Consider the following 24994-nt stretch of genomic DNA (forward strand, 5'->3'; position numbering starts at 1 on the left):
ATCATGGTTGCTCCGCTGCTTGAGCTGCAGAACATCGCGAAATCATTCCCCGGTGTCCGGGCCCTGAACGACGTCAGTTTCACCTTGGAAAGGGGCGAGATCTGCACGCTGGCAGGGGAAAACGGCGCCGGCAAGAGCACCCTGCTCGCTATCCTTGGCGGCTCTCTTGTTCCGGATCACGGCTCTGTGATCATCGATGGTGAGCCGAGGGCGCACTTCTCCCCACGGCAGGCACTCGCAGATGGGGTGAGGATTGCCCACCAGGAACCGGCCATCGTGCCACAACTATCGGTGGAGCAGAACCTCGTGCTCGGGCGGACAGCACGCCAGCGCCGGGACGCCGGCAAGGACATCGACCAGGCACTGGCCGATGTCGCCCAGATGGGATTCCCGCTCAAGGCGAAGGCTTCGGTGCGGGGGCTGAGCCCCGCCCAACGCCACGCCCTTACCATTGCCAGGGCCCTGGCCTTTGGCGCGAAGATCGTCGCCCTCGACGAACCTACGACCAGCATGCTGGAACACAACGTCGAAGGCGTCCTGAGCAGGGTGAGGGAAATCGCTCACACCCGTGGGGTAGGCATCATCTACGTTTCGCACAAGATGCCCGAGGTCATGAGCGTCTCCGATAAGGTCGTGGTCCTGCGTGATGGCACAGTCAATTACACAAAGCCGATTGTGGAGACCTCTGAACAGGAAATAGTACGGAACATGGTGGGCCGGGAACTGCTGTCGTTCAAACGACAGCACCCGGTGCCACCGGGTGCTCCGGTCCTGTTTTCGGCCTCGGACGTCAGTCACCCCAGCGGTGGAGGCCCTCTGGCCCTGGACGTGCGGGCTGGGGAAGTCGTGGGGATCGCTGGCCTGGTCGGCTCAGGCCGTACCGAGTTCCTGCGTGCAATCATTCGGGCCGACAAAGGCAGCACCGGCACGATAACCGTTGACGGCAAAAAACGCAGGATCCGGTCGCCAAGGGACAGCCGGAACGCTGGCATTGCGTTCATCCCCGAAGAACGCAAACACCAGGGCCTGGTCCTGCAGGTTCCCGCTTACTTCAATATCGCACTCACTGCGGACAGGCAGTTCAACGGTTTCGGCCCGATGATCAGCCTGCGAAAACAAATTGCCGCAGCGGAGGAAGCCGCGGCGCGAATGTCGCTCCGCCCCGCCAATGTTCGCCTCAACGCCCGTCAGTTCTCCGGCGGCAACCAACAAAAGATCGTCATCGCCAAGTGGACCTGGCGCAACACCAGAGTATTCCTCTTCGATGAGCCCACCAAGGGCGTGGACGTCGGCGGCAAGGTCGAAATCTACGAACTTATCGACGCCTTGGCCAAGGCCGGAAGCGCTGTGGTCGTCGTGTCGTCCGATCTGCCCGAGATCATCTCCCTCAGCGACCGGGTCAAAGTAATGCGGCAGGGTCAGTTCGTCTCCGAGCACACAGGCGATGACATTAATGAACACAGCCTCGTGGCCAACGCCATGGGCATCGCAGAAAGAACAACGACATGAGCCAGCCCACTCTGCCCAAGGATGCCACGGGCAAAGACAGCCAGAACGCCATTGTGAAGGAACGGTCAGAGGCCTCACCCGGGAAACGTCGCACCCGGCCGACGCTAAACCTCCAGGCGCTGGGAATTTATATCGCCGCCTTGGTCATCTTCCTCATCTTCGGGCTGCTGAACCAGAACTTCCTTACCTCCGGCAACCTTCGGGACATCGCCGTCTCGGCCAGCGTCAACGCAATCATCGGCCTTGGCATCACGTTTGTCATCATCACCGGCGGTATCGATCTGTCCGTCGGCTCGATTGCGAGTTTCGTCGGAATCGCTGCTGCCACCATGATGGTCAATGCCGGGACGTCCCCCTTCTTCGCCCTGCTTGCCGGCATAGCCCTCGGACTGGTCTGTGGCGCCCTCAACGGCCTGCTGATCACCAAACTCAAGCTGCCCCCCTTCATCGCCACCCTCGGAACGATGAGCATCTATCAGGGCTGCGCTTACGTGGTAACCAACGGAAAGCCCGTCTACAACATCCCCAAGGACTTCGTCTTCATGCTCAACAGCTACGTCGGCGGAGTCCCGGTCGCGGTCATCCTCGTCGCGGTCCTGGCCATCCTCTGCTGGCTGCTGCTCCGCCGCACCGTGTTTGGACAGAACGTCATCGCTACCGGTGGCAGCGAAGAAACGGCCTGGCTCTCCGGTGTCCGTGTCGACAGGGTAAAAATCGCCGTTTACGCTCTCTCCGGCGTACTGGCAGGAATCGGCGGACTGGTCATCGTAGCCCGAATCAACGCGGCCCAGACTGACGCCGGCAGCCCCTACCTGCTCACGGCCATCGCCTCCGCAGTGATCGGCGGAGCCAACCTCATGGGCGGCGAGGGACGCATCGCCGGGACCCTGGTTGGAGCCCTGATCCTCGGTGCACTCACCAACGGGCTCGTCCTCCTCAACGTCCCGAGCTTCTACGAACAGATCGTCACCGGCCTCGTCGTTGTGATCGCCGTCGCCCTCGACCAAACCAGCAAAGGCTGGCCGTTGTTCAAGAAAAAATCACTACAGAAGAAGGAAGCGACAGCCTGACAAAACCTCAAGAGGGGGAGGTACCCGGGAGCCTACAATCAGGCACCGGGGTTGCACTGATGGGCGGCTGCGGAGAATTCCGTGGCCGCCTACCCCCGCTACGCCCCCGGCGCCTATGGTCCATCCCGCAAGCTGCAGGCCATACAGCACGCCGAGGGAACGCCCGGAAATTAGGAGATCTCAGTGCTCGATTTTGATATCGTCGACGCCCATCACCACCTGTGTGACTACTCCCGACCATACCCATGGCTCCAAGGGCCGGCAGAACCGTTCCGCTACCACGGGGATGACCGGCCGCTCCGGCGAAACTATCTCATCGAGGATTACCTGGATGATGCCAGGGGATTGCGCCTGGCCGGGTCCGTCCATATCGAAAACGGAGCCGCTGACGCTATCTGGGAAGCAGACTGGATCCAGGACGTCCACGACAACAGCGGCCTACCATCCGTTCAAGTAGCCAAGGCCTCCCTGGCCGAGGCAGGAGTAATACCCCGCTTGGAACGCCTCGCGGCGATTCCATCGGTACGCGGCATCCGCGACATCCTTAACTGGCACCCGGACCCCCGATACACCCACACGTCCCGGCCGGACCTAATCACGGACACCCAATGGTTGAAAGGGTTCTCGTGTCTTTCTGCGCTGGGCCTGTCCTTCGACCTCCAGGTATTCCCCGCCCAGCTGGACCAGGCGGCCCAATTGGCCGCCAACCATCCGGACACCACGATTATCCTGGACCACGCGGGAATGCCCATTCACCGCGACCCCGCGTCCCTACGGGATTGGAAGGCCGGAATGAAACACTTGGCAAAGCAGCCAAACGTGGTAACAAAGATTTCCGCCCTCGGAACGAATGACCACTCCTGGACGACGGCATCAATCCGACCCATCGTCCTGGACACCATCGACGTGTTCGGGCCCCACCGGACCATGTTCGGAAGCAACTTCCCGGTTGACAGCCTCTACTCCAGCTTCACGGCGCTCTATGCTGCCTTCGACGAGATAACCTCCGCCATGAGCGACGATGAACGCAGACACCTCTTCGCGGAGACGGCCAGGAAGACGTATGGCATCGGCCCCTCGGCGGCGCCACACAAGCATGAAAAGCGGCAGTAATTTCCCGCCTCCTGCTTCAGGGCAAGAGGCTCGCAACGCCCTGGCCCCTGTTTCGGGCGGAGTGGGTTCAGTAGCTAGGCGAGGGGAGAAACGCCCGAAGTTCCCTTCCCGGCAAAGACATGGAACCGGTTACACTTTGTCACGTACCTCATTTTCAGGGTCAACACCTTAATTTGAAAGAATTGCCTTCAAGGGTCAGGGGTGCTGAACAGAACCAGGAGCAAGCGTGCAGAAGCAACCGACGATCCGGGATGTTGCCCAAGCCGCCGGCGTGTCCGTCGCCGTCGTATCCCGGGTCCTCAATCCCGGCTCAGGTCCCGTTGCGGCACTGACGCGAAGCAAGGTCAGCGACGCAATGGAAACCCTCGGCTACCATCCCAGAACAGCCGCCAGGGAACTGAAGCACGGTCCTCCAACCACCCTCGGACTCCTGCTCGCAGACGTTTCCAATCCTTTCTTTGCCCACTTGGCCGACCTGGTAGTGCAAGAAGCCCACTCCCGCGGCATCCAGGTGCTTCTGATGACGACTCAGGAGGATGACCGGCTGGAGTCCGAACGCCTCGCGACGCTGATCGAACGCAGGGTCAGCGGCATCATTGCGACGCCGACCGGCAACAACCTTGAAATCTGGAAGAAGCTACAGGACCTGGGCACCGGTGTGGTCTTCGTCGACCGCTCAATCCCGGAAATGCCGGAAGTTGATGTCGTGAGCATCAACAACGTTGAGTCTGCCCGGTCGGCGACGGCTCTCATGGCTGCCCACGGGCACCGTCGAATTGCCATCATCTCCGGACCCGCCACCTCCACAACGGGGCGCGACCGGGTCGCCGGCTACCAGGAGGCACTGAGGGAAGCTGGTCTGGCCGAGGACCGTACGCTGATCCGGTCCGCCGCGTTCCGAGGAACTTCGGGCGGCGATGCCGTCACGGCCCTGCTCAATCTCCAAGATCGGCCCACGGCCCTCGTGGTGGCTAATACCGCTCAGGTCACCGCAGTGCTGCGCCGTCTCGCACATGCCGGAATCTCCATCCCGGACGAGCTTTCCGTCGTCGTGTTCGAGGATTCCCCGTGGACAGAACTGATGACTCCGCCGCTGACGATCATTCGGCAGCCTATCGACATGCTGGCCAGACACTCCGTGCAACTGGCGCTCTCCAACGCCAACGGGACAACCACCGGAAAACCAACGACAGTCCGCGTCGACGCTGAGCTCGTCGAACGGTCCAGCGTCGTAGCGCCCAAGACAGCCTAGAAGCCTTCCCGCCGGCGGATATCCGGGAGAGGGAGCGGGAACCCGGCTCGCCTGGATGCCGGAAGCCTGAGCGGGCGGCAGGCTTGGTTGCTTCTGAGCACCCGCACTGTTTCTTGCGGCGCCGTTTCCCGGGAACAGGGAGTGACCTGAGCGTGTGCCAACCGAGTCGGAATGGCATATGACGCCGGCAGTTTGGGTCCCTCTACCGCACGCGGCGCGTCCTGACTCCGGCCCAAAGCATCCAATCATTGGAGAGCCGATCGCCCAGGTACTGCTCCGGTTTGATGCCCTATGATATACCGCGGCTCCCACGGCATCATGGTTCCAGTCCGCCCATTTCGGATTTGAGGAGTGGTGCTGTTGACACGACCTAAACTCCACTGGTACAAAAGTGTAACCGGTTCCACTCCGGTCCCACAAACTCCAGTTCGCGACGAAGATGTTGCTCCTCCTCTCTGGGAGCCACCTTTCCGCCGCGATACGTCAAGCAGAGGATCCCCATGAACCTTCACCAGCTTCTCAGTGACCGCGAGCAGGAAGGTCGCCCCATCCGGGTTGGCCTGATCGGTGCAGGCCGTTACGGCACCATGTACTTGGCCCAGGCGAACAACATCCCAGGCGTCCACGTCGTCGCCATCGCCGACATCAACGTCAAGCGCGCCGAGGGGGCCTTCGACCTGGTCGGCTGGCCGAAGAACCAGATTGCCCCGGACATCGCGACCGCCTTACGGGACCGCACCACAACCATCGTGGCTAACGCGGACGAGCTCTTCGAAGTCGATATCGACGTCATCGTTGAAGCAACGGGCAACCCCATCGTCGGTGTGAAGCACGCGCTGCGGGCGATTGAAACGAAGAAGCACATCATCATGGTCACCGTCGAGGCCGATGCCCTGGCAGGGCCCGCCCTGGCCAAGCGTGCGGAGGCAGCCGGCGTTGTCTACTCCATGGCGTACGGTGACCAGCCGGCCCTCATCATGGAACTTGTCGACTGGGCGCGGACCAGCGGCTTCGACGTTGTCTGCGCCGGCAAGGGCGCAAAGTTCCTCGAGCACTATCACGAGATGAACCCGGACAACGTGTGGGAGAACTGGGAGTTCTCCAAGGAACTCACGGATTCCGGACAGCTGAACCCGAACATGCACACCTCTTTCCGTGACGGCACCAAGGCGTCCATCGAGATGGCCGCCGTTGCCAACGGTGCCGGGCTGGTGCCTTCCGACACCGGGCTAACGTTCACTCCGGGGGACGTCGAAGAGATCGCCACCATCTGCCGGCCAGCCGATGTCGGGGGAGTCCTCGCCCATGAAGGCACCGTCGACGTCATGTCCAGCGTCAAGCGCGACGGCACCTGGATCCCGCACAACACTCAGGAAGGCGTGTTCGTCGTGGTGAAGGCAACGAACGCCTACGTTTCGGGCTGCTTCACCGAGTACCCGTGGCACCCGGACCCCACAGGCCAGTACGCCGCGCTCTACCGCCCTTACCACTACGTGGGCCTGGAACTGAACATGTCCATCGCCAACGCGGCCCTCCGCGGGATCGCCACAGGTTCGCCTATCGGGTTCTTCGGCGACGTTGTGGCGACAGCAAAGAAGGACCTCAAGGCCGGTGAATTCCTCGACGGTGAAGGCGGATACACGGTTTGGGGCCAGTTGGTTTCGGCCAAGCACTCCGTCGCAACCGGCGCCCTTCCCGTTGCTTTGGCCCACCATGTGGAACTGCGAAATGACGTAGCCAAGGGCGGGATCGTCGGCTGGGACGACGTCATCATGGACGATTCCCTGGCCCAGGCACTGGAGCTCCGCCGGGAAACCGAAGCGCTCGTCTCGGAATCCAAAATCAACGCCTGACCCCCGCCGGCGTCGGCTGCTACGCCGCTTGTACAACTGCCCGCAAACCTGGCTGCCCTGTTCATGGGGCTCCTCGTACTTGCTGCCGTTCCCTAATTCAGCATCTTCCTCACCGCACTGGCCGGCTCATCACCTTCTAATCCAGGAGACAGTCAATAATGGACGCTTCTTCCGCCGGACTGCCCGCCTCAGTGGCTTTGCTAGGAACAGGTCCGATGGGCGCCCCCATCGCCCGGAACATCATCGCCGCAGGCGTTCCCCTGAAACTTTGGAACCGCACACTGGAAAAAGCCCGCGTAATTGACGGAGGCAGCGTCGTTGCACGTCCGGCAGATACAGCCAGCGAGGTCGTGCTGAGCGTGTTGCCCGACCTTCCCCAGGTTGCAGCCCTTCTACACGGTGAAGACGGGCTGCTGGCCGGGTGGAAGAGGGCCGACATAAAAAATCCGATCCTCGTGATTCACGGGACAGTGTCACCAGTAGCAGTTGCGGAATTCGCTGATGACTGCCTCCGAAATTGGGGCCTGACCGTTGTGGACGCTCCGCTCAGCGGCGGCACAATCGGGGCCGAGGAGGGCCGGCTGAGCATTATGATCGGAGGCCCCCGCGGCGCAATGGAACGTGTTCGACCGCTGTTCGCGCTATACGGCTCGACCATCGTGTGGTTCGGCGACACGGGCACAGGGTCAACCGTAAAGGCGTGCAATCAGATCGTCGTTGCCGCCACCGTCACGGCCTTGGCGGAGGCGATGGCCTTGGCCAGCTCCGCGGGACTGGACCTTGAAAAGGTGCAATCCGTGCTCTCCGGCGGCCTCGCCAACTCCGAAGTGCTGACACAAAAGGGACGTCGTTGGATCGACCAAGACTACGCGGGAGGAGGATCTGCCAAGAACCAGCTCAAAGACCTCAAGTTCATCACCGAGACTGCCGAGAATAGAGGACTGAAACTTCCATTAGCCGAGTGCCTAAAGAGCGCGTTCGAGGACATGCTCGCAGCCGGCGACGGTGACCTGGACCACACAGGAATATACCGGACCATCCTCACCTAGCCCGCAAGCAACCAGATTGACGTTGACGCATGGCTAAAATGCGGTACCACTCCCCGCCTGCTTAAAAGGCCGATAATAAAGATTCTGTAAAGCTGGGGAGTAGTGGCGTTTCGTGGGGGGTCCAGCCGCGAAACTGTCAAGCTCACGAACGGCACAAATGACTGCTGGGTGACACCCAGCACCTGATCGGCCGAGGCGTTTCCGTACCAGAAAATAACATTAGGCTCTTCGGGAAGATAGTAAGGGGCAGATGGAAGGCGACGGAGAACTAAACCCCTTGCGTCCGTAACTGGAAGCGACTCAGCAAGGGGCGCCGGGGAGGGTTTCGACTTGCTGGACGATATTGTTGGGCCGTCATGTGCTGCACTGCCCGTCAGCAAACTCCCAGGACTTAGGATCGTTCCCCCAATGCTCACTTGTTTACCGGCGCCGGCACCCTACTTGGCTGGAACAGTCCGTTGCAAGGGAGAAAAGATCAATCAAACTATCCCGCCGCAACCAGATGACGCCACTTGGTTGAGTCAGGACTGGGGAGACGTACCAACTTGGTGTGCAGTCGTGGCCGCCGTGGCAGCAGCCATTTACGCAGCCCGAGCCTATCGACTTGAACGCGGACGAGACATAGCCGCTGAGAGAATCCAACTGCAAAGCCAAGCAAACAACGTAGCTTTTTGGATGGAAGAGGATGCGGGCTATTACGAGATCTTCTACAAAAACGCCACAAATCAGATCGTGGAGAATGCCGTCGTTGAGATAGTCGACCTTGGGGACGGACAGTTGCTGGACGAACCCTTCAAGCTTGGCCCGCTACGGCCTGGAAAATCTGATTCGCTGGTTACGGCTATGAAGGTTTATCCCGATCCCGTTGCACTGCGGGCAACCTTCCGTGATGCACAGGGAATTAGCTGGACGCGGTTTATGGGCAAGCTCGAACCGGAGGGCGGTGCAGAGCAACCCTCTTGGTGGAAGTCTCTGACCGTCGACTGGGAACGGCTCCTCATGGCGCCTATCCCAGCTCTTGCACTCGTCCTAGCTGAGTTCACGCGCGACGTCGGGCAAGTAATGGCTGTAACGACCAAGCTTCTCAGCGTAACCCTTGCCGGGTCAGCCAAGATTTTTGCCGCGGCTCTTGTTGGTGGCGTCGGATTTGTCGGGCAAACCTTTGTTGAAGTCGGCCGAGCAGCGATGGATTTGTTCCGGCGGCGCTAGCTGTACTGCGCCACCCTCTACGCTGTGCCTTGTCCGGAAATCCTCGCGCGGGCGAGGTTGCGGACATCGGGGATCAGCATGCAAGAGCCACCTTTGGCTCAAAAAATCGGGCTGGCGGTCCACCTTTTATGTCCAGTTGGAGAAACGGCCCATGAGGGTCAAGGAGGACTCGCATGTGGTGGTCTGCATGGTCGCGCCAACAGACGCCGCCCATACCCTCCCAGGGTCGAGACGCAGGTGTTCCCAAGCGCGCCAGAGTGCCGCTACGCGGGAGGCTTCGGGGTGTAAGTACCACTCGATGCAACACTTCACAGACTTTCCCGTGAAGCTGCGGACATAGGTCGGCCCGCCGCTGCTCGTGAAGTTTTTCCTCGGCAGGCCGCAAAATCAGCGTGGGAACCTTGTGCGCGGTTGCGTCGGCTGGGCGGGCGAAGCTTGCGTGGCAAGTAACGATTTTGCAAGCCCATCGGAAAATTATGAGATAGAGATCGATACCAACTAGACAGTCGCCCTCGGGCGCAGATAACTGGGGCAAAAGCGCGTGGCTAAGGGTAATAAGAAACGGATTCAACGGACTATCCAATACTGGCGCCTTGTCAGTGCAGGCTCGGGGAACGCAGTCGACGAGCAGAACTGGTATGCCTTCATCAAGCAGATCTATGGTGATCCGATCACGCATCGAGTCCTTGAGAAGGAGATCACTGGCAAGGTCTTTGCCATGCAACCTGACGCCGTCGCGGATGTACTGGTCAAGGAGCTACTTGGCGAGAACTTTCCGGGCAGTTATGACGGCGCCGTTTATGCACTGGTACTTTCGACTGACAAGGACCACGTGCCAAGCCAGCGGCACCGGACCAGCGGCGACCAGAAGCCAATGTCTACAGACGACGAGCATGTGCCGGTGGACAACACATTCGTTTGGTTCCTGCCTGTGGGCAATTTGGTTGCAGTTCTGCAGGAGAACCAGTCAGCGATCCGCGCTCAGTACATATGCGGCTGGCTAGACCGCACGATGAGGGACGAAGACCTCCTGCCGCAGCACAATTTCCACTGGGATGCATCACCCGTCATCGACGCGAGCACCCGGAACGCGCTCAGTTCTGCCCGCGGTCTCCGGAGTGCAACCCTCGGTGTGAGTGTTCCCGCAGGCGATACAAGCGGTTTGAGGACCCTGCTTGGTGGTAACGCCAACTACGAGGGAGAGTTCGAGCTGGAGATCAAGATCCGCCACATCAAGAAGCGAAACCCTAGCCATCACGACCAAGATACGAAGAAGACTTTGGAGTGGTTTGGTGAAACTTTCGGACAGCATGTGGATAGCCTGAGGAAAGCTAGCGTAGTGCTGGAAGGGCCTGGGCGAAGGCCTGGCGAGATCGACATGTTGCGCCATAGGATGACGCGCAAAACTCAGGTGCAGATCGAGGACCAGGGCCTGTCGATCAATTCGTCGTCAGCCTTGGGTGCCATCATGAAGGGATTCGTGGCGGACGCCAAGCCGCTCCTCGAACTCCGGAAGCCATAGGGGACCATGACAGACGAAACCGTCAAACCCGAAACTCGTAGCCTGTGGATTGCGCTGGTCAGCGCACTCCTAGTTGCTGTAGGAGTTTCCGTTTGGGCGGGCTTCTTATTCACCGGCCTACAGCCTGATGACACGAGGGCCGGACTTACGAACATCGCTACTCTGGGAGGGGTTGCCGGCGGCCTCTCGCTCGCTGGGACTGCCGTGCTTTCGCTGACTGGTGAGAGTGTTAGCCGGCTGGTGAAGAAGTTCGGTAACTGGATCCGCGGCATCCTGTTCGGCGGCTACGTGATTATGCTACTTGCTGCCTTCGCGGCTGGCCTTGGGGCAATGTTTCCCAAATGGCCTGGTGCGCCGTGGCTTATATCAAGCACAACCTCGTTCATCCTTCTAGGGCTCGCAGTCACCGCCATGTTCATTAACACCGCTTTCCACTGGCACCACAGCGGCAAAAGGCCTTGAGCACCGTCCGCTGGTTGGACGTCTACTTGGGCAGCATTTCTGTCAGAAGGGATCACGTATTAGAACCGGCCGGTCGGGTGTCTCACGGGGCTCCTTGGAAGCCTGGCTCGCATGGAGCTCTCCTGAGTCGCGGCGCCTGCACTCGGATTCCAAACCTTCGCGAACCTTCACTGTGCCGCCCCTAATTCCGCGACGAACCATTCCGGAATGTTGAGACGGCAACACCTCCAGATTCGGGGCCCATATGAAGTCGATTCAACACAGGCTTACCCCGTCCGGGTTCCAAAATCTAACGCCGATAACCGACGTTCTGTAAAGCTGGCTGGCTTCAGGAAAGAGCTGCGTCGCCGTACCGGTGCGCGACTTTCCACTGCGCCCGGAGGTACTGCGCCGCGAGCATGCTGAATGTCAGGAAAAGCCTGCTGGACGGTTGGCGGCAAGTGCGGCGAGGTCGCGGATCAGCCGCCGCACTTCGTGTTCCCGTCCCGGTCGGACGGTGACCTGCGGAACCGGGCATGGCGTTGCCAGCGCCTTCCTCGGTGGAGCGGGGACGGGTGTATTCCCCGCTCCCGTCCGTATCGCACCTGAACTCATACGTCCCCCTTGACGCCGTCGTTGTTGCGTACGTGGAAACTCTAGGAACCCTGAAGGGCGGGAGGGAAGGGCGATAGCCAATCTTGGGCAGCTCTTGTGCCGGCCTTGATCCGCCACCGGCTGCGCATGATGGTTCGGCGCGGTTGGGGGATGGGCAGGCCGGTGTCAGCGGGGGTGCCGCCTCAGCTGCGCTCACCGAGGTGGATGGTCACCATGGTGCCGGCCTCCGGCGCCGGGCCGATCTCCAGCCGCCCTCCCGTCGCGGCGGCGATCCGTGCGCAGGTCGCCAGTCCCAGCCCTGTTCCGGGCGGGTCATCCTCGCGCTGCAGGCGGACCAGCGGGTCCAGGACCCGTTCGCGGTCTTCGGCGCTGATGCCTTTGCCGTTGTCGATCACCCGAAGGGTGGTCCCGTCCCCGGCCCTGCGGCCCGTGACGCGGATGACCGGGGGAACTCCCGGCCGGCTGTATGCGACGGCGTTATGGATCAGGTTTTGCAGCAGGAGCCGCATCTGCACGGGGTCGCCGGTGAAGCTCAGATCATCACAGTTCACCGAGGCGCCGCGGGCCTCAATGCTTGCCTGTAGGTCCTGGAGAACGTCCCGGACCAGGTTGGCCAGGGAAAGCTCTGCGAGCCGGACTTCTCCGCCGATGGTGGCGTAGGCCAGGACATCCTCCACCATGGTCAGCATCCGCTGACCGGAACTGGCCACGACGTCCAGGTACTGTCCGATCTGGGAGTGGGGGGAGTTTTCTGCCTCCATCTGGCCCAGTTCGACGTATCCGAGGATGGACGTCAGAGGATTGCGCAGGTCATGGCTGACCCGCCCGGCGAATTCGGCCAACAGGGCATTGCTGCGCTGCGCTTCCGCCAGCGCACCGGCCAGCTGGTGTGCCCGTTGTTCTAAGGCCAATGCCTCCACGACTTCGGCGGCCAGGATCTCCAGGCCCCGCCGCTGCCGGTCACTGAGCTTGCCGGGTTCCCGTGCGCCCGCGCAAAGCGTGCCGAGCACAAAACCGTCATCGGCGACCAGCGGCACGGATGCGTAAAGCCTGACGGCGCCACGCCGGCCATCGACGAACGGGTTGCCGCTGTATCGGGGATCGAGGGAGGCGTCCTCCACGATCGTTGATTCACCGTTCAGGAACCCGACAGCGCACATGGAATCCTCCCGCGAGCACAGATACGGCTCCATCCCGGCCGCAGCGACCTGATACTGCAGGTCCTCGGTGATGATGTTGATCGCTGTCACCGGCTGCCCGCACACGGTCCTGGCCAGCTCCACCAGGTTCTGCAGCCGCTCGGACGGAACGGGAACACTGATCTCCAACCCCGGGCCGGGAACCGCCAAACCCTTCCGGACTAACTGCGCATCCCTGGCCAGCCCATCCACCCTCACCGCTGCCGCACCCTTCCGGACGACCCGGCACACCCCTCAGCCGGCAGGCTCGCGGCCGGTACTCGTACTCCACACATCCAGCCATCCTGACAGAAGAACATCGCGCACTCCTGTCACACGAACGCTCACAGGTGGAGACGAAGGCCCAGCAGCATCCGCGCCGGGCCGGGTATAGGAAACGACGAGGGCACCGGTATCGGGTGGAGCTGCGAGACTCCGGGAAGGTCCCGCCGGTGCGTTGTCTCACGGGAGTAGGCGCTGGGCGGTTGCTGGCTTGAACGGTGCCCGGCCTGGAAATTGGCGAAACTCCGGCCAAATAGCGGTTGGCCGAAGTTCCGCAGCTAACTCTGCGGGGTGAACCTTAAGATTGGCTGGGGACGACGGCGGAGTCCGGCAATGAACTGGCGAACGGCCGTTGGAAGAGTTTTGGCCGCTGGGGAGTGGAGCTTCAGTTCGGGTTGCCTCTAGACGCCAGTTTCCGGATCGAGTAAGTTGGACACATCTTGTTAGCGCTAACAAAACGAAGGACCTTCTGTGAGTACTCCCGGTGCCGATACCGCGGCCGAAGTCATCCGTTCCGGACGTGGCCGTTTGGGGATCGAGCTTGGCTCCACCCGCATCAAGGCTTGCCTGATTGGCGATGATCCCCGAACAGTACTTGCCCTCGGAAGTTTCACCTGGGAGAACGCCTTAGAGGATGGCTTGTGGACCTACTCCCTTGAGGAGGTGTGGTCCGGTCTGCAGGCGGCCTACGCGGGTCTACTGGACGACGCGGAGCGCAGGCACGGCGTGCGGCCCGGGGCCCTGGCGTCGATCGGCATCTCGGCAATGATGCACGGTTATCTCGCCTTCGGCGCTGACGGTGAACTGCTCGTGCCTTTCCGGACGTGGCGGAACACGAATACCGGACCGGCAGCGCAGGAGCTCACCACGCTTTTTGAGACAAACATTCCCCTGCGATGGTCCATAGCCCACCTGCACCAGGCTGTTATTGACCAGGAACCGCACCTTTCCCAAATCGACTTCATGACCACCCTGGCCGGCTACGTGCATTGGCGTCTTACCGGCCGGAAAGTCATTGGAATCGGTGATGCTTCGGGCATGTTCCCCATCGATTCGGCCACCAACACCTATGACGCGGAACTGCTGAAACGCTACGACACGCTCGTGGCGCGGACCGCGCCCGGCCTGGAGGTTGGGCGGCTGCTGCCTGAGGCCCTGGTTGCGGGTACCAACGCAGGGCTGCTGACGGACGCGGGTGCCGCACTGCTCGACCCGACAGGGGCGCTGCAGGCGGGCGCAGTGTTCTGTCCGCCCGAGGGCGACGCCGGTACGGGCATGGTTGCCACCTGTTCGGTAGCGCCGCGAACGGGCAATGTCAGCGCCGGGACCAGCATCTTTGCGATGGTGGTGCTCGAGCGCCCCCTCGCAGGGCTGCACCACGAACTAGACCTCGTCACCACACCTGCGGGTGCCCCGGTGGCGATGGTCCACTGCAACAACGGCGCCAGTGAACTTGCAGCGTGGGTTCAGCTTTTCACCCGCTTTGCTGCGGCGGCAGGTGTTCCCGTGGACACGGACGCCGCGTTCAGTGCGCTCCTGCATGAGGCCCTGGATGGAGAGGCGGATGCCGGCGGGCTTCTTGCGTACAACCACCTTGCGGGCGAACCCATCGCGGGCCTCAGCCAGGGGCGTCCCCTCGTTGTCCGCGCCCCTGACAGCGACTTCACGCTCGCGAATTTCATGCGTGCGCAGGTCTATGGAGTGTTCGCCACACTTGCTCTCGGGATGCGGGTTCTCGCCAGCGAAAATGTCACCGTCGACCGGATGTTCGCCCATGGAGGCGTGTTCCGAACGGCTGGCATCGCCCAACGCTTCCTGGCCGGTGCGCTGGACGCGCCCGTTTCAGTGGCTGAATCCGCTTCCGAAGGCGGGGCTTGGGGGATAGCCGTACTCTCAGCCTTCGTCACCGACCCCTCGGGCGACCTCGACCACTTCCTCCGCACATCCGTCTTCGGCAGCGCCGAATTCGAGACGACGGACCCCCGTCCCGACGACGCAGCCGGGTTCAGCGCCTACCTCGACCGGTACAGCGCGGGCCTGGCGGTGCAGCGGGCAGCCATCGACAGCCTCCCTCTAAAAGGAGCGACCCGATGACTGACCGCCTACGACAAACTGGCCGGGGGACTGCGACCGAGTACAGGATCCGGGCAGGGGAGTACACCGCCGCAGTTACTGCGCGGGCGGGCGCCCTACGGGAGCTTCGCCACGGGAAGCGGGACTTGATTGTCCCGTTCCCGGAAGGTGCTCTCATCCCGGATTACCGCGGCGTTATCGCTGCCCCGTGGCCCAATCGGATCGCCGACGGCCGGTACTCGTTTGATGGTGCAGACTACGAGGTGCCGGTCAACGAAGCCGACCGCGGCTGTGCCCTGCACGGACTGGTGTTCCCGCTCGACTGGGCGCTGGAGTCACACGACGACGCATCCGTAAAGCTCTCCTGCTCGCCTGCGCGGACGGCGGGATACCCGCATGAGTTGCGTATCGTCGTCGAATACCGGCTCGGGGAAGACGGGCTCCACAGTACGGTCTCAGCTGAGAACCTCGGCAGCACCACGGCACCGTATGGGGTTTGTCCGCACCCCTACCTGCTGGCTGGCCCGTCACCGCTCAATGAATGGAAGTTGGAAGTCCCCGCGGGATCCTTTCTGGAGGTTACGCCGGACCGGCTCCTGCCGAAAGAAGTGCGTGGCGTGGACGGCCATGAGTTCGATTTCCGCGCCTCCCGCGCCATCGGCGCGACGGAGATCGACCACGCGTTCACGGACATAAAATTCGACGACGGCGGACAGGCTCGCGTCCTGGTCCACGACCCAACCGGCACCGGCGTCGGAATGTCCTGGGACCGTATGTGCCAATGGCTCCAGATTCACACCGCGGACAAAAAGCCACCGTTCCCGAACCGCCTGGGTCTCGCTGTGGAACCCATGACCTGCCCGCCCGACGCCTTCAACAGCGGTGTGGACCTGATCAGGCTGGAGCCTGGAGCGACCTGCACAGCGTCGTGGGGCATTTTCGCGGTCTGATCCTGGTTGACGAATGTTGCCGCAGGGACGGCAGAAGCGGAGAGAACGCGCTCCGCATCTGCCTTCTCTTCCAGCTTCCCCGCCGGCTCAGCCGTGGGCGGTGGTGTGTGCCCCGGACTTTGCCTCCGCTGTCCAGGGTGGTTCCGTTGCCATGTCCACTCCGGCCCCGTCCGTGGATTCCGGTTCGACCGTGACGGCGGACGCCGTGGTGTGCGCCGGGCGGGCGAGTCCTTCGCGGACACTTTCCACGATGTTGTCAGCGAGCAGTGGGCCGGTGTAATTGACGCTGAGCTTGCCGTCGGCCGCCGTTACTCCGTAGCTTCCGAGCGCGTCTGAGAGGATTCCCTCTGTCTCGACGGCTGCCGCGAGTGCAGCAGGGTCGTCGGCCGGGATGGTGAAGCACAGGTCGTGGACCAGGGTCCGGAGGACGTGGAAGCCCTCCGCCCCTAGCTCGACCGTGTCCTCCCCGGCAGCCTGGCCGGCCACGGCCCGGCCGTCCTCGAGGGTTGCCTCGGCCGGTAGAGCCACAATCAGTTCGGGCATTACTTCGTCGAGGACCGCCGGCTCCAGTACGTCAGGGGAGATGTCGGTCAGGGCGAGGCCCCGCGGCGCGGCTGCTGCCACCAGCTTTGCGCGGAGCCCTGCAAGGTCGGCGTCTATTTCGGAGTTGACGGCGATGACCACCCGGCGCCGCACCATGAGCCCGTCATAACTGACCACTGGCCTGCTGTTGCCTACGTCCAGGCCTTCCTCCGCTGACGCGCCCACGGTACCGGCCGTTTTGGCATCCGATGGGGCCACCACCGCATCCTGGGCCGGGGGACTGTTCGGGCTGACGTCCGCGCCTGTACACCCGGCCAATGCCAGGGAGAGCAGGGCCGTCGTCGTGAGCAGGACCTTGGCTTTCATCTCAGGTGCCGGCCGGGTAGGAGGGCTTGTAGCTTGAAGAGAAACTTCCTTCCGGGATGTTCTCGAGGATGGGCTTGTCGGCATTGATGGGATCGTTGTTTTTGAGATCCCCAACCGCGAACTGGACCATCATGTCGTGGTCCTCGTGAACGAGGTTGTGGCAATGGACCATGTAGCGTCCGCCCTCATGCTTGCCGGTATCGAACTGCATCAGTACCGTGACGGATTCGTTTTCTCCGGCGTAGAAGACGTCCTTGGGGCCATTCTCCCAGGCAAAGGGTTTGCCTCCGTTGGTGTTGCGGCCGATGATTTTTCCGTCGATCAGGTGGATATGCACCGGGTGGAACCAGCCGCCGGATTCATTGACGATGGTCCACTGCTCCACCTGGTTGCGCTGCGGGTTGGCGAAGACCCTGGTGAAGTTGGATTTCTCCACGTCATCCCACGTCTCGCCGTTGATGGTCCATTCGCCGCTCTTGCGCTGGACGCGCAGAGTCCTCTTGGCCACCGCCATGTCCGGGGTGAGGGACATGGTGTCCAGGCCGCCGCTGGCCTTGGTGGGGTGTTCACCGGGATCGAGGGTTTTTGGAATGGCAGTGATCGAGCGGGACCCAGGCAGCAGTGACGGGGAATCGGCCACGACCTCAAACTTCATGACCTTGCCGGTGTTGGCAAAGTCGATGTTGTTCTTGTTGCTGAGATTCCGCAGCTCCACGCTCTGGCCGGGCTTGTACTTACGGAAATCGACCAGGACCTCGTAGCGTTCGGCGGTACCCTGCCGCCAGGAGGACACTGCCTGGACGTTCGGCGTCATTCCGGCATCGGTGCCCACAACGTAGAACGGGTCCCCGGTGGACAGGGCGAAGCGGTAGGACCGGGTAATGGAGCCCACCAGGAACCGGAACCGGTAGATCCGCGGCTTGACCTTCATGGTTGGCCACGGCACACCGTTGACCATGATGATGTCTCCCCACAGCCCGGAGTGGCCGTTGTCGTTGTAGCCCAGGGAGCCATCGGCGTTGAGCATCACGTCTGAAACAAGGATCGGCACGTCGAACTCCCCCTGGGGCAGCTGCTCGCGCTCGTGCTGGTTGGTGATGGAGTAGGTGGCAGCCAGGCCGGAGTAGACGCCCTGGGCCGTCAGCATGTGGTTGTGATCGTGGTACCAAAGCGTCCGGGCCGCCTGCCAGTTCGGGTACTGGTAGTTCTTCACGTTTCCAGGGGCGGTGCGGTCGTTTGCATAGCCGTCGTACTGGGGGAGCGAGGCCGAGCCGTGCAGGTGCGTCACGGTATTGGGGGTGTCCGGATACAGTATTCCCTTGGCCGGCATCCTGTTGCTGATCCGCAATTCGCTCCGGGTGCCCTGTTCCACCCGGATGCTGGGGCCCGGGAAGATCCCGTTGTACCCGGCGAGAGTGGTCATCAGCCCGGGGGCGATCTGCGCCTGGCCCAGGCGCTGGGAGAGCGAGTACTTCGCGAACGGCTGCCCGTCCGGATCATAGCCCGTGGAGTACGGAACGAGCTCCGGCGGACGCTTGAACACCGCACGGAACGGGACGGGCATATTATTCGACGCCAACCGGCTCGGCGTAGAACCCGAGGACGAGGACACGTCATCCGACCCGCCCCTGGCCTGGGCCCCTGCCAGCCCAGTTGCCTGCAGGCCTGCCGCGGCCACAACGCCGCCCAGAACGCCGAACTTCAGAACATTCCTGCGTGTTGATTCCATGGGTTCCTCCACCTCGTCGTGGTAAGACCGAAAGCTGATTATTGTTGCCCCGGGACAACAATGTGGCCTCCACGCTGGGAAAAACTTGGAGGCATCCCAAGCTTCCAACAGGCATGCGGTGGGTGGCCGGTCGGTCAAATAGCCATGCGATTGTTTACAGCTCAGGAAGCACGGCTGGCGGAGTTGGTCGCACGGCTAGGCACACTCGCAGGAAGCCGGTGGCTACATGTCGAAGTGCGTGGAGCTGGCAGCCTGTTCGGCCGAGGTCCGCGCCCGAAGGATTTCCTCGGCCAGGTCGCGGAGTTTTTCGTTCCGGTTCGCTGAGGCCTGGTGCAGCTTCGTGAAAGCTTCTTCCTGGCTGCAGTGGTCCTGTTCCATGATGATGCCGGTGGCCAGGTCGATGGATGTACGGCTTTCCATGGCGGCCTTCAGGTCAGATGCCAGCAGATCTGCGGTGGCAATCCTCACTGCGAGGCGCAGGGCCTGTCCGGCCATGTCGGCGAAGACTGCCGCTTCGTCAATGGTTTCCCGGGTGAAGAGTCCGGTGTCGGCGGCAAAGAAGTTCAGCGCTGCGGACGCGTCGTTCCCAAGGTCCAGCGGGACGCCCAGGACGCTCCGGGAACCTGCGGCCGCAAGGCTCCTGGAGTAGGCAGGCCACCGGACGTCGTTGTCCGTGTCAGCCAGCAACACCGGCTGGAGCGTCTGGAGCGCCTCCAGGCACGGGCCGTCACCAAGCGACTGCTCCACGCCGTCCAGCAGGATCGCGATGTCACTGCTGCCGGCAATCGTCGCCCGGCGGCGCCGCCGGTGCAGGGTCACCGCACATTCAATCCTGGACCCTGCTGTCCGGCTGAGGGCTGCCGCCGCGTATCGGGTCATCCCCTCCAGGAAGCCTTTGACGTCGTCTGCTCCGGCAATGAGCTGGTGCAGGCGCTGGAAATCTTCGTTCTGCTCCTCCGTCCCCATCTCCCCAGTCTAGAAGCGCAGGTCGGTGGCGCAACAGGGCCTTCGGCGGGGGCCGCACCCGCCCCGCAGCGCCTCCCGCTTGCCCGTACGACGGCGGCCTGCCGGGGCTATGACGCGCGGCGCCGGGATCGCGAAGAGGTAGGGCCCGTTGTGCAACTATCGATCCATGCGCCAACCCATAGAACACCCGATGGCCGTCCGGGCGACGGCCTTCCTGCGGCCCTCAAGGTGGCTGAACCGCCCCCGGCGCCTGGTCCGCTACGACGCTTACTGGGCCGATGGGCGCGTGGACTTCGGCGTGGACCTCTCCGCGATGATGTACCGGGGCCATCCCGCAGACTTCGCCACGGTGGATGAGAGCGTGCACGCCAATTGCCCCGAGATTGGAACGGGCCAATGGGTGGACGAGGCCGGCCGCGTGGTGGAGGGTCCCGATGCCACCGACCCGGACCCGCAGGCGAATCGCATGGGAACGCCCCGGAAGTACGGGATGTCTGGACATGAGCCGAATATCAAGGCACGGCGTGCGTGGCGCCTTGGCGGGGGAGCCGCCGGGCTCACCCTCGGTGTCCTGCTTCTGACGGGCTCGGGAGGCGCTGGGTTCGCCGGGTTTTCGGGGATGCTGTGCTCCATCTTTGGCCTGTCATCACTGGCTGGCCTGATCCTTGGAAAACGCCGGCCCCGCTAACCCCAGGGAGGTACTGGCAGTACCCTGAACGGCAGTCACTGCCGGCCAGCGGATAACCGGTGTTGCATTGAAGCCATCACCTGCAATGAAAGGAACCACCATGCACACCAGGACACTTGGGCAGGGCTTCGAGGTATCCGCAATCGGCTTCGGCGCGATGGGGATGTCCCAGAGCTACGGCCCCAACCCCGGCGGCCGCGACGACATGATCGACGTGATCCGGTACGCCGTGGACCAGGGCGTCACGTTCATCGACACCGCCGAGGTCTACGGCCCCTACGTCAACGAGGAACTCGTAGGCGAAGCGATCGCACCGATCCGCGACAAAGTGCAGGTGGCCACGAAGTTCGGCTGGAACATCCTGGACGGGCGGATGCAGGGCACCGACTCCCGGCCCGAGCAGATCCGGCGGGTCGCCGAAGGATCGCTGCGCCGCCTGGGCGTCGAATCCATCGACCTGTTCTACCAGCACCGCGTGGACCCCTCCGTGCCCATCGAGGAAGTAGCCGGCGCCGTGGGCGAGCTGGTCGCCGAAGGCAAGGTCAAGCATTTCGGGCTCTCCGAAGCAGGAGCCGGCACCATCCGCCGCGCCCACGCGGAGTTCCCAGTGACGGCGGTCCAGTCCGAGTACTCGCTGTGGACCCGCGATCCCGAAGCCGAGGTCCTCCCCACGCTGGCGGAACTGGGAATCGGATTCGTGCCGTTCAGCCCGCTGGGCAAGGGCTTCCTCACCGGAACCGTGACGGCGGGCAGCACCTTCGCCCCGGACGAAATCCGCTCGCACATCCCGCGGTTCCAGGGCGAAAACCTGGCTGCGAACCAGGCGCTTGTGGACCACGTCCGCGCGCTCGCCGAAGCGCGCGGCGCCACCGCCGGACAAATAGCCCTGGCATGGCTGCTGGCACAGCACCCCTTCATCGCCCCCATCCCGGGCACACGCCGCCGCGAACGGATCGACGAAAACGCGGGTGCCACCGCCATGGCACTCTCCGCCGACGACGTCGCGGACCTCAATGGCCTCGCCCTCAGGCTCGGCGTCGCCGGGGACCGCTACGACGAGAACGGCATGAAGATGGTCAATCTCTGACCCGTCCGGCCGCCCGCGGCGTCAGGTGATGAGTGCCAGCACGCCTCCCGCGGTAACCACGCCTCCGGCGTCCACCCGCACGTCATCGAGGGTCCCGGAGCGGTGGGCGGTGACCTGGGTTTCCATCTTCATTGCTTCAAGGACGACGACGGGATCCCCGGCCGCCACCTCGGCGCCCGGTTCGACCAGCCACTTCACCACAGTCCCTGCCATGTCCGCCCGCAACTCACCGGGGGCCGCGGTACCTGTGGCAGTGCCGCCGTCGTTCTCCGCACCGAAGGGGCCGCCCGCCGGGGTGACGCCGGCGGGAACTTGGCCGCCGGAACGCGCCCAGCCGTCCAGCAGCGCTGCGGGCAGCCCGACGGCGAGGCGCCGGCCGTCCACGTCAACGGTGATGGTGCGCCGCGCACCGTCCGGGACGGAAGTTCCGAACTCCGGGTCCGCGCCGATGGTCTCGGCAAAGTCGGTTTCGATCCAGCGTGTGTGGATGCCGAGCTCCGTTTCGGACGTGAAATCGGAGGCCTCCACCACGGCGCGGTGGAATGGCAGGACGGTGGCCACGCCGCCGATCTGCATTTCGGCCAGGGCCCGGCGTGCCCGGCGGAGCGCCTGCTGCCGGTCCGCGCCTGTGACAATCAGCTTGGCCAGCAGCGAATCGAACTGAGGCGCCACAACGGACCCGGCACGGACGCCGGAATCGAGGCGGATTCCCGGGCCGGTGGGACCACTGAAGGCCGTAACGGTCCCGGGTGAGGGCAGGAAGCCGCGCCCAACGTCCTCGGCATTCAGCCGGAATTCGAAAGCATGCCCCCGCGGCGACGGATCGGCGTCCCAGCGGAGCGGTTCGCCCGCGGCAATCCGGAACTGCTCCTGGACCAGGTCGATGCCAGTGGTTTCCTCGGTGATGGGGTGCTCCACCTGCAGGCGGGTGTTCACCTCGAGGAAAGCGACGGTGCCGTCGGCGGCCACCAGGAATTCGACGGTCCCGGCCCCCGCGTAGGAGGCTTCGCGGCAGACTGCCTTGGCGGCGTCGTAAATCTGGCGGGTCTGGCCCTCGGTGAGGAACGGGGCGGGGGCCTCTTCCATGAGTTTCTGGTGCCGGCGCTGCAGCGAGCAGTCCCGGGTTCCCACCACCACCACGTTGCCGTGCTGGTCCGCCAGGACCTGGGCCTCCACGTGGCGGGGCCGGTCCAGGTAGCGTTCCACGAAGCATTCGCCGCGGCCGAAAGCCACCACGGCCTCGCGTACTGCGGAATCGAACGCCTCCTCCACCTGGCCCATTTCCCGGACCACCTTCAGCCCGCGCCCGCCGCCGCCGAAGGCAGCCTTGATGGCGATGGGCAGGCCGTGTTCCTCGGCGAAGGCGCGGGCCTCAGCGGCCGAGTCCACCGGACCGTCGCTGCCGGCCACCAGCGGCGCCCCCGCGCGCACGGCGATCTCACGCGCAGTGATCTTGTTGCCCAGCTGCCGGATGGCATCCGGGCTGGGCCCGATCCACGTCAGCCCTGCGCCGATGACCGCTTCCGCGAAACCGGCGTTCTCGGACAGGAAGCCGTAGCCTGGGTGGACGGCGTCCGCTCCGGACTCGGCTGCGACGCCCAGCAGCTTGGCGACGTCCAAGTAGGTCTCCGACGGGGCGTTGCCGCCCAGGCTGTACGCCTCGGTGGCGGCACCCACGTGCATGGCATCGGCGTCCACGTCCGCGTAGACCGCCACGGATTCGAGCCCGGCGTCCTCGCAGGCCCGGGCGATGCGGACAGCGATTTCTCCTCGGTTGGCGATGAGGACCTTGCGCATCAGTTGCTCACTTCGTCTAGGGAATCGTGGAAATGGTGGCGGGAGGTGTCCGCGGAGGCAGGCAGGTCGGGTGCCCAGCGGAACCGGATGGAGCCGCCCACCGGAACCTGCGCGGCGAGATCCAGGTGGTAGTCCGCCACCACTCCGATCACGGGATAACCGCCTGTGATGGGATGGTCGGCAAGGAAGAGCACGGGCTGGCCTTCCGGCGGAATCTGCAGGGCACCGGCCATGGTCCCCTCACTGGGCAGCTCGCCGTCCCGGCTGCGGCGAAGCGGTTCGCCGGCCAGGCGCATGCCCACCCGGTTGGACCGCGGCGTGACGGCCCAATCCTGGCTGCACAGCGATTCCAGCGCCGCCGCATCAAACCAGTCGTCGCGGGGACCGGGGACAATGTCCAGCACCGTGACCCCGGCGTCCGGGTAGTCGGGCTGCAGCTCGGGGTTGCCCACCACGTTGGATGTTGTGGTGGCGCCGGCGCCGAGCACTTGCCCGGCGGCCAGCGGCGCCGGCCCGATTCCGGACATGGTGTCAGTGGACCGGCTGCCCAGCACGGATTCCGCTTCCACGCCGCCGCGGATGGCCAGGTAGGTGCGGAAGCCCCTTTCCGGGGCGCCCACGGTCAGGGTTTCGCCGTCCAGCAGGGCGAAGGCGGTGGCCATGGGCACGGTGCGGACCTCGTCGGGCCAGCTGCCGTCTTCGGCGTCGTCGGTTTCGGCAGCGGACGACGGCGTCACTACAGTCAGTGCCGACGGCGCCCCGGTGACGGCCAGCACCTGGTCGCCCACGGCCTGGACGCGCAGGCCGCCGGCAACGCTTTCGATCACGGCGGCGGAGGGGCCGTTGCCCAGCACCCGGTTGGCGCGACGCACCGAGGCGCGGTCCAGCGCACCGGCCGATGACACCCCGAGTCCCGCATGCCCGGGCCGGCCGAGGTCCTGGACCAGGCTCTGGAGCCCGGGGGAGAGGATGCGGAGGCCGGACTCCACACTGGGATGCCCGGAGGTTCCGGCCGGTGCGGCCGGAATTTCCACGAGTTCCCGCACGGCGCGGAACTGGACGCGGTCACCCGGAGCGGCCAGGGCCGGCTGCTCCCGGCTGAGGTCCCACATGGGTGCCGCGGTGCGGCCGATCAGTTGCCAGCCGCCCGGCGACTGCCGGGGGTAGACGGCCGAATAGTTGCCGGCCAGCGCCACGGACCCGGCAGGGACAGCGGTGCGGGGTGAACTCCGGCGCGGGACCTCCAGTGACTGGTTTTCCCCCACCATGTAGCCGAACCCGGGGGCGAAGCCACCGAAGGCCACCGTCCAGACCTGTCCCGTATGGGCGGCCACTACTCCGTCAGCGCCCAGGCCGGTGAGCCTTCCCACCTCGGCGAGGTCCTCGCCGTCGTACACGGTGTCGATGGTGACCAGCGCGCCTTCGGCGTGGGACTGGACCGTCAGGTCCATCGCCAGCAAACGGGCAGCCATCCGGCGTGCCGCCGCGGGCGAGTCCGCCTTCACCATCACGGTTTCGGCGGCGGCCAGGACGTCCACCTGGCCGGGCAGCGGCGCCTCCAGCAGGAGGGCCTGCAGGGCCAGGACGTCGCGGAGGCCGGAGAGTTCGGCGAGCACTGCCGTGGTGCCTACGGGCCGTACGGCCAAAACACGGGCGGACAGCACACGGGATGCCGTGGCGGGGCTACTGACTGTTTCCATGG

20 protein-coding genes are annotated in these 24994 nt (G+C 63.8%); 13 read left to right on the top strand and 7 right to left on the bottom strand.

From position 1 onward, the window contains the following. Positions 1 to 3 precede the first annotated feature (3 nt). The 7 genes from BLT71_RS02180 to BLT71_RS02210 all read left to right on the top strand — a co-directional run bounded on the left by BLT71_RS02180 (position 4) and on the right by BLT71_RS02210 (position 9055). Positions 4 to 1509 carry a sugar ABC transporter ATP-binding protein gene (locus BLT71_RS02180; protein ID WP_091717183.1) on the top strand — a complete coding sequence of 502 codons (1506 nt, stop codon included), beginning with the start codon at positions 4 to 6 and terminating at the stop codon, positions 1507 to 1509. Continuing rightward, positions 1506 to 2579, top strand: a complete 1074-nt coding sequence (locus tag BLT71_RS02185) for an ABC transporter permease (protein WP_091717185.1) — start codon at positions 1506 to 1508, stop codon at positions 2577 to 2579. Before BLT71_RS02180 ends, BLT71_RS02185 begins: the two co-directional genes overlap by 4 nt. A gap of 183 nt (positions 2580 to 2762) precedes the next feature. Continuing rightward, entirely contained in the window at positions 2763 to 3692 is a 930-nt protein-coding gene (locus BLT71_RS02190) for an amidohydrolase family protein (RefSeq protein WP_157693415.1), read from the top strand. Between the two features lie 226 nt (positions 3693 to 3918). Further along, positions 3919 to 4944 carry a LacI family DNA-binding transcriptional regulator gene (locus BLT71_RS02195; RefSeq protein WP_091717189.1) on the top strand — a complete coding sequence of 342 codons (1026 nt, stop codon included), beginning with the start codon at positions 3919 to 3921 and terminating at the stop codon, positions 4942 to 4944. A 500-nt stretch (positions 4945 to 5444) separates the two neighbouring features. Continuing rightward, positions 5445 to 6797 (top strand): NAD(P)H-dependent oxidoreductase, encoded by a 1353-nt coding sequence (locus BLT71_RS02200; RefSeq protein ID WP_091717190.1) that lies wholly within the window; start codon positions 5445 to 5447, stop codon positions 6795 to 6797. Between the two features lie 158 nt (positions 6798 to 6955). Further along, positions 6956 to 7846: an NAD(P)-dependent oxidoreductase gene (locus tag BLT71_RS02205; protein WP_091717192.1), complete on the top strand. Its 891-nt coding sequence runs from the start codon at positions 6956 to 6958 to the stop codon at positions 7844 to 7846. Positions 7847 to 8413: 567 nt separating this feature from the next. Further along, positions 8414 to 9055: a hypothetical protein gene (locus BLT71_RS02210; protein WP_157693416.1), complete on the top strand. Its 642-nt coding sequence runs from the start codon at positions 8414 to 8416 to the stop codon at positions 9053 to 9055. Between the two features lie 126 nt (positions 9056 to 9181). On the opposite strand, the gene BLT71_RS20990 is transcribed toward BLT71_RS02210, so the two are convergent. After that, positions 9182 to 9367, bottom strand: coding sequence for a DUF4913 domain-containing protein (locus tag BLT71_RS20990; protein ID WP_407681230.1), 186 nt, complete (start codon positions 9365 to 9367; stop codon positions 9182 to 9184). A 229-nt stretch (positions 9368 to 9596) separates the two neighbouring features. Here BLT71_RS20990 and BLT71_RS02220 point away from each other — a divergent pair, with 229 nt between their 5' ends. Both BLT71_RS02220 and BLT71_RS02225 read left to right on the top strand, forming a co-directional pair. Further along, the gene (locus BLT71_RS02220; RefSeq protein WP_172829892.1) at positions 9597 to 10577 is read left to right on the top strand and encodes a hypothetical protein; all 981 of its coding nucleotides are present in this window, start codon (positions 9597 to 9599) and stop codon (positions 10575 to 10577) included. 6 nt (positions 10578 to 10583) lie between these two features. Then, positions 10584 to 11039, top strand: a complete 456-nt coding sequence (locus tag BLT71_RS02225) for a hypothetical protein (RefSeq protein WP_091717198.1) — start codon at positions 10584 to 10586, stop codon at positions 11037 to 11039. A gap of 776 nt (positions 11040 to 11815) precedes the next feature. Here the strand turns inward: BLT71_RS02225 and BLT71_RS02230 are convergent. Next, positions 11816 to 12982 carry a sensor histidine kinase gene (locus BLT71_RS02230; RefSeq protein WP_231994418.1) on the bottom strand — a complete coding sequence of 389 codons (1167 nt, stop codon included), beginning with the start codon at positions 12980 to 12982 and terminating at the stop codon, positions 11816 to 11818. Between the two features lie 582 nt (positions 12983 to 13564). On the opposite strand from BLT71_RS02230, the gene BLT71_RS02235 reads away from it, so the two are divergent. Together BLT71_RS02235 and BLT71_RS02240 are read left to right on the top strand one after the other, a co-directional pair. Then, positions 13565 to 15187, top strand: coding sequence for a xylulokinase (locus BLT71_RS02235; RefSeq protein WP_091717202.1), 1623 nt, complete (start codon positions 13565 to 13567; stop codon positions 15185 to 15187). After that, positions 15184 to 16116, top strand: coding sequence for an aldose 1-epimerase family protein (locus BLT71_RS02240; protein ID WP_091717204.1), 933 nt, complete (start codon positions 15184 to 15186; stop codon positions 16114 to 16116). The genes BLT71_RS02235 and BLT71_RS02240 overlap by 4 nt, the downstream gene beginning before the upstream one ends. A gap of 87 nt (positions 16117 to 16203) precedes the next feature. Here the strand turns inward: BLT71_RS02240 and BLT71_RS02245 are convergent, their stop codons facing one another. The 3 genes from BLT71_RS02245 to BLT71_RS02255 all read right to left on the bottom strand — a co-directional run bounded on the left by BLT71_RS02245 (position 16204) and on the right by BLT71_RS02255 (position 19720). Continuing rightward, a complete protein-coding gene (locus BLT71_RS02245; protein ID WP_091717206.1) occupies positions 16204 to 17025 on the bottom strand; it encodes a hypothetical protein in 822 nt (273 codons plus the stop codon). Position 17026: 1 nt separating this feature from the next. Beyond that, positions 17027 to 18754, bottom strand: coding sequence for a multicopper oxidase family protein (locus BLT71_RS02250; RefSeq protein ID WP_091717208.1), 1728 nt, complete (start codon positions 18752 to 18754; stop codon positions 17027 to 17029). Positions 18755 to 18976: 222 nt separating this feature from the next. Continuing rightward, complete coding sequence (locus tag BLT71_RS02255; RefSeq protein WP_091717210.1) at positions 18977 to 19720, bottom strand: GAF and ANTAR domain-containing protein; 744 nt, start codon at positions 19718 to 19720, stop codon at positions 18977 to 18979. 166 nt (positions 19721 to 19886) lie between these two features. Here BLT71_RS02255 and BLT71_RS02260 point away from each other — a divergent pair, with 166 nt between their 5' ends. Next, positions 19887 to 20408: a hypothetical protein gene (locus tag BLT71_RS02260; RefSeq protein ID WP_157693417.1), complete on the top strand. Its 522-nt coding sequence runs from the start codon at positions 19887 to 19889 to the stop codon at positions 20406 to 20408. A 100-nt stretch (positions 20409 to 20508) separates the two neighbouring features. Further along, complete coding sequence (locus BLT71_RS02265; RefSeq protein ID WP_091717214.1) at positions 20509 to 21495, top strand: aldo/keto reductase; 987 nt, start codon at positions 20509 to 20511, stop codon at positions 21493 to 21495. 21 nt (positions 21496 to 21516) lie between these two features. Here the strand turns inward: BLT71_RS02265 and BLT71_RS02270 are convergent, their stop codons facing one another. Together BLT71_RS02270 and BLT71_RS02275 are read right to left on the bottom strand one after the other, a co-directional pair. Further along, positions 21517 to 23292, bottom strand: a complete 1776-nt coding sequence (locus BLT71_RS02270) for an ATP-binding protein (protein ID WP_091717216.1) — start codon at positions 23290 to 23292, stop codon at positions 21517 to 21519. Further along, entirely contained in the window at positions 23292 to 24992 is a 1701-nt protein-coding gene (locus BLT71_RS02275; protein ID WP_091717218.1) for a 5-oxoprolinase subunit B/C family protein, read from the bottom strand. Before BLT71_RS02275 ends, BLT71_RS02270 begins: the two co-directional genes overlap by 1 nt. Between the last annotated feature and the right edge of the window lie 2 nt (positions 24993 to 24994).

This window comes from Pseudarthrobacter equi (genome assembly GCF_900105535.1).
Lineage (GTDB): Bacteria > Actinomycetota > Actinomycetes > Actinomycetales > Micrococcaceae > Arthrobacter > Arthrobacter equi.

What these genes read in the sequence shown, in the direction of transcription:
- BLT71_RS02255 (WP_091717210.1), bottom strand. Translation starts at nt 19,720, where the DNA reads ATGGGGACGGAGGAGCAGAACGAAGATTTCCAGCGCCTGCACCAGCTC.
- BLT71_RS02250 (WP_091717208.1), bottom strand. Translation starts at nt 18,754, where the DNA reads ATGGAATCAACACGCAGGAATGTTCTGAAGTTCGGCGTTCTGGGCGGC.
- BLT71_RS02265 (WP_091717214.1), top strand. Translation starts at nt 20,509, where the DNA reads ATGCACACCAGGACACTTGGGCAGGGCTTCGAGGTATCCGCAATCGGC.
- BLT71_RS02260 (WP_157693417.1), top strand. Translation starts at nt 19,887, where the DNA reads ATGCGCCAACCCATAGAACACCCGATGGCCGTCCGGGCGACGGCCTTC.
- BLT71_RS02180 (WP_091717183.1), top strand. Translation starts at nt 4, where the DNA reads ATGGTTGCTCCGCTGCTTGAGCTGCAGAACATCGCGAAATCATTCCCC.
- BLT71_RS02185 (WP_091717185.1), top strand. Translation starts at nt 1,506, where the DNA reads ATGAGCCAGCCCACTCTGCCCAAGGATGCCACGGGCAAAGACAGCCAG.
- BLT71_RS02240 (WP_091717204.1), top strand. Translation starts at nt 15,184, where the DNA reads ATGACTGACCGCCTACGACAAACTGGCCGGGGGACTGCGACCGAGTAC.
- BLT71_RS02275 (WP_091717218.1), bottom strand. Translation starts at nt 24,992, where the DNA reads ATGGAAACAGTCAGTAGCCCCGCCACGGCATCCCGTGTGCTGTCCGCC.
- BLT71_RS02205 (WP_091717192.1), top strand. Translation starts at nt 6,956, where the DNA reads ATGGACGCTTCTTCCGCCGGACTGCCCGCCTCAGTGGCTTTGCTAGGA.
- BLT71_RS02200 (WP_091717190.1), top strand. Translation starts at nt 5,445, where the DNA reads ATGAACCTTCACCAGCTTCTCAGTGACCGCGAGCAGGAAGGTCGCCCC.
- BLT71_RS02225 (WP_091717198.1), top strand. Translation starts at nt 10,584, where the DNA reads ATGACAGACGAAACCGTCAAACCCGAAACTCGTAGCCTGTGGATTGCG.
- BLT71_RS02245 (WP_091717206.1), bottom strand. Translation starts at nt 17,025, where the DNA reads ATGAAAGCCAAGGTCCTGCTCACGACGACGGCCCTGCTCTCCCTGGCA.
- BLT71_RS02270 (WP_091717216.1), bottom strand. Translation starts at nt 23,292, where the DNA reads ATGCGCAAGGTCCTCATCGCCAACCGAGGAGAAATCGCTGTCCGCATC.